Origin of the sequence: Streptomyces alkaliterrae (genome assembly GCF_007097205.2) — a bacterium.
Lineage (GTDB): Bacteria > Actinomycetota > Actinomycetes > Streptomycetales > Streptomycetaceae > Streptomyces > Streptomyces alkaliterrae.
This window is the reverse complement of sequence record NZ_VJYK02000393.1, coordinates 1-4,249: the sequence shown is the minus strand read 5'-3', so window position 1 is coordinate 4,249 and position 4,249 is coordinate 1. Positions and strand designations below refer to the sequence as shown.

Here is a 4,249-nt window from a genome sequence, read left to right as displayed (position 1 = left end):
GGCGGGGCGCTCGCGGCGGACGGCCGGGGCAACGAGGAGCTGCTGGTGCGGTGGTGGCAGCTGGCGGCCTGGCTGCCGGTGCGGCCGGTGGGTGCGCCGGACGCGGATCCGGCGGCGTGGCCGGAGGGGGCTCCGGCGGCGTCGCGGACCGCGCTCGCCGAGCGGATGCGGCTACTGCCGTACCTGGACACGCAGGGCGAGCTGGCCGTCAGCGGTGGCACGCCGGTCGCGCGCCCGGTGTGGTGGCACTCCCCCGGCGACCGGTTGTCGCGGGAGTGCGAGGACGCGTTCGCGGTGGGCGACGCGTTCCTGGTGGCTCCGGTGCTGGAGCCGGGCTGCGTGGAGCGGCGGCTGCGGCTGCCGCACGGCTGGTGGTACGACGTGGCGACGGGCGTGGCGCACCGGGGGCCGGGCCGGTTGGTGGTGCCGGTGGTGCGGGATCGGCTGCCGGTGTTCGTGCGAGCCGGTGCGGTGGTGCCGGTGTCGGACGGCGGGGGCGGAGTGGTGCTGGAGGTCTGGCGGCCGCGCGCGGGCCGGACCGGCAGTGGGGCGCTGTACGTTCCCGGTTCCGGCAGATCGGGGGCGTCGGCGGATGTGGTGCGGCTGGTGTCGCGGTTGTCGGGTGGTGAGGTGATGGTGACGCGGGAGGACGGCGAGGCGGTGGAGTGGCCGGTACGGGTGCGGGGTGAGGCGTGGTGAGGCGGCCTCGCGTGTCGCCCGGCCTCACTCTCGCTCACTCTTTCGAATGACAGAGCGCGGTGTCCGGTGTCGGCGGCGGCGCCGGAGGGCAGGCTGCTGCTACGAGCAGTGACATGGCTCGTCCGTCCACCCGCATCGCCGCCGGCTTCGCCGCACGCCTCGTGGCCACGTTGACCGCCGTGGCCTGTACCGCGGCGCCGGCGCTCGTTGATACTCCGCAGCCCTCCCGGACCGCCGCCGGGGTGGCTGCGGCCCCGGCGGCGGCCGGCACACGGGGTGCCGCGCCGCCCGCGGGGTTCGTCGCGCTGCGGGAGGTGGATCCGACGATCCGCCTGGACGTCCGCTACGCCACGGCGCGCAACTTCCTCGGCAGGCGTGTGCCGGGCTACGTCGACGCCGAGTGTCTGCTCACCGGGGAGGCGGCGCGGGCGCTGAGCCGGGCGCAGCGGTGGCTTCGGCACCGGGGGCTCTCTCTCAAGGTGTACGACTGCTACCGCCCGCAGCGCGCGGTGGACGCGTTCTCGGCGTGGGCGGCCGATCCGACCGACGAACGGACGAAGGAGGAGTACTACCCGCGTGTCGACAAGGCGCGGCTGATCCCGGAGGGCTACATCGCCGAGCGCTCCGGTCACAGCCGGGGATCGACGGTCGACGTGTCGCTTGTGCCGGGCGGCCCGGACGACCGCCGGGAGGCCGGCGCTGGGCGGCCCGACGCACGGTGGCCGGGCGGCGGGACGGCCCCCTGCTTCGCGCACGTCAGCAGACGTGCCCCCGACGACTCACTCGACATGGGCACCGGCTACGACTGCTTCGACGAGCTGGCGCACACCGAGCACCCGGCGGTCGGCGGCGCCCGGCGAGCCGCCCGGCTGCTGTTGAGGCGGGCGATGGAGCGGGCGGGCTTTGTGAACCTGCCGCAGGAGTGGTGGCACTACTCGCTCCGCGAAGAACCCCATCCGGCCACCTACTTCGACTTCCCGGTGACCCGCCCCGGCTCCCGGAGCGAGTAGCCGGGGGGGCCGGTCGCCGCGCCTTCCGATGGCAGGGCCGGCGGGTTGAGGCCACACTGGGGTCACGGTCTCGCCGGAACGGTGCCGCGGCGCCCCGAGGCCAGGCGTGACCGGTCGGACGTGGGCTCACACACCGGATGAGGAGTCACCCATGAACTATCCAACCGGCGACATCTTCATCGGTGAGATCATCGGAACCGGGCTCCTGGTACTGCTGGGCGCCGGTGTGGTCGCCGGGGTACTGCTGCACCACTCCAAGTCCAGGGCGAGCGGCTGGGTGGTCATCGCGTTCGGCTGGGGCTTCGGTGTGCTGGCCGGCGCCTACACCGCCGGGCCGCTGTCGGGCGGGCACATCAACCCGGCGGTCACGGTCGCCATCGCGACCACCGACGACGGGGACTGGGGCAAGGCTCCGGTGTACTTCGCCGGGCAGCTGATCGGCGCGATGCTGGGCGCGGTGCTGGCCTGGCTGGTGTACTGGTCGCAGTTCTCGGCCAACCGGGACGAGGAGAAGGCGATGCCCACTCTCGGGATCTTCTCCACGATCCCCGAGGTGCGCAGCCCCGTCGCCAACTTCGTCACCGAGGTCATCGCGACCATCACGCTGGTGCTGCCCGTGCTGGCGTTCGGCCTGACCGAGGGCCTGGGCACCTCGGGCACGCAGACGATGATGGTCGCCCTGCTGGTCGTCGGCATCGGCCTGTCGCTCGGCGGGCCGACCGGATACGCCATCAACCCGGCACGTGACCTGGGCCCGCGCATCGTTCACCAGGTGCTGCCCATCCCGAACAAGGGCGGCTCGGACTGGGGCTACTCGTGGGTCCCGGTGCTGGGGCCGCTGGCCGGCGGGTTCATCGCGGCCGGCATCTTCGCCGTCGCCTTCTGACCGTCGCGGCCCGCCGAACAGCCCCCGGCCGTCGGCGGGCCGCCGTACGAGGACCGTCCACCGACACGTTGGGGGTCAGCGTGAGCAGCACGACTACCAGGTACGTGGGGGCCATCGACCAGGGCACCACCTCGAGCCGATGCATGATCTTCGCCGACGACGGCTCGGTCGTCGCGGTGGACCAACGCGAGCACGAGCAGATCTTCCCCAAACCCGGCTGGGTCGAGCACAACGCCACCGAGGTGTGGTCGAAGGTGCAGGCGGTGATCGCCGGTGCGCTCGCGAAGGCCGGTCTGCGGGCGACGGACCTCAGCGCCCTGGGCATCACCAACCAGCGGGAGACGACGGTGCTGTGGGAGCGGTCCACGGGCCGGCCCGTGCACAACGCGATCGTCTGGCAGGACACCCGGACGGCGTCGCTGTGTACGAGGTTGGGCGGCGAGGCGGGTCCCGACCGCTTCCGGGAGACCAGCGGGCTGCCGCTGGCCAGCTACTTCTCCGGGCCGAAGGCGATGTGGCTGCTGGAGAACGTGCCGGGCCTGCGGGAGCGGGCGGAGGCCGGGGAGATCGCGTTCGGCACGATGGACTCGTGGCTGATCTGGAACCTGACGGGTGGCCCGGACGGTGGGGTGCACGCCACGGACGTCACCAACGCCAGCCGCACGATGCTGATGGACCTGCGCAGCCTCTCCTGGGCGCCGCACGTCCTGGAGGCGATGGGGCTGCCCGAGGCGATGCTGCCGGAGATCCGCTCCTCCTCCGAGGTGTACGGGGAGGCGGTCGGGCAGTTGGCGGGGGTGCCGGTCGCCTCGGCGCTGGGCGATCAGCAGGCGGCGGTGTTCGGGCAGACCTGCTTCGGTGAGGGCGAGGCGAAGAACACCTACGGTACGGGCTCGTTCCTGCTGCTCAACACGGGTGAGCGCCCGGTGGCCTCGAAGAGCGGGCTGATCACCACCATGGGCTACCGGCTGGGTGAGGAGCCCCCGGTCTACTGCCTTGAGGGGTCGATCGCGATCACCGGCGCGTTGGTGCAGTGGTTCCGCGACCAGTTGGGGATCATCCGCGAGGCGGCCGACATCGAGCCGTTGGCGGCGAGCGTGGCGGACAACGGCGGCGCCTACATCGTGCCCGCGTTCTCCGGGCTGTTCGCGCCCTACTGGCGTTCCGACGCCCGCGGCGTGGTCACCGGGCTGACGCGTTACGTGACCAAGGCGCATCTGGCGCGTGCGGTGTTGGAGGCCACCAGCTGGCAGACGCGTGAGGTCGTCGACGCGATGTACGAGGACTCGGGCGTGCGCATCTCCAGCCTGAAGGTGGACGGCGGTATGACGGCCAACGGGCTGTTGATGCAGCATCAGGCGGACGTGCTGGACGTGCCGGTGATCCGCCCGGTGATCGCGGAGACCACCTGCCTGGGCGCGGCCTACGCCGCCGGGCTGGCGACGGGCGTCTGGTCGGGGCTGGACGAGTTGCGGGCCCACTGGCGCAAGGACGCCGAGTGGCGGCCGGACATGCCGGCCGACCGGCGCGAGCGCGAGTACCACAACTGGAAGAAGGCGGTGCGGCGCAGCTTCGGCTGGGTCGAGGACGAGGGCTAGGACGACGCGCCGGAGCCGACGTCGTCCCAGCCCTCCGCCCTTGCCGTCCCCCGTCC

The 4,249-nt window shown here is 72.7% G+C and carries 4 protein-coding genes; all 4 read left to right on the top strand.

What is annotated here, in order from left to right; genetic code table 11:
- Positions 1-699: glycoside hydrolase family 31 family protein (locus tag FNX44_RS24400; RefSeq protein WP_323369642.1), on the top strand; the 699-nt coding region annotated here is incomplete at its 5' end.
- Between the two features lie 113 nt (positions 700-812).
- Positions 813-1,709, top strand: coding sequence for a M15 family metallopeptidase (locus tag FNX44_RS24395; protein WP_143651137.1), 897 nt, complete (start codon positions 813-815; stop codon positions 1,707-1,709).
- A gap of 151 nt (positions 1,710-1,860) precedes the next feature.
- Positions 1,861-2,595: an MIP/aquaporin family protein gene (locus FNX44_RS24390; RefSeq protein WP_143651135.1), complete on the top strand. Its 735-nt coding sequence runs from the start codon at positions 1,861-1,863 to the stop codon at positions 2,593-2,595.
- A gap of 80 nt (positions 2,596-2,675) precedes the next feature.
- Complete coding sequence (gene glpK, locus FNX44_RS24385; RefSeq protein WP_143651134.1) at positions 2,676-4,193, top strand: glycerol kinase GlpK; 1,518 nt, start codon at positions 2,676-2,678, stop codon at positions 4,191-4,193.
- Positions 4,194-4,249: the final 56 nt, after the last annotated feature.

Bases quoted from the DNA above. Each gene is read 5' to 3' on its own strand.
- FNX44_RS24390 (WP_143651135.1), top strand. From the start codon at position 1,861: ATGAACTATCCAACCGGCGACATCTTCATCGGTGAGATCATCGGAACC.
- FNX44_RS24395 (WP_143651137.1), top strand. From the start codon at position 813: ATGGCTCGTCCGTCCACCCGCATCGCCGCCGGCTTCGCCGCACGCCTC.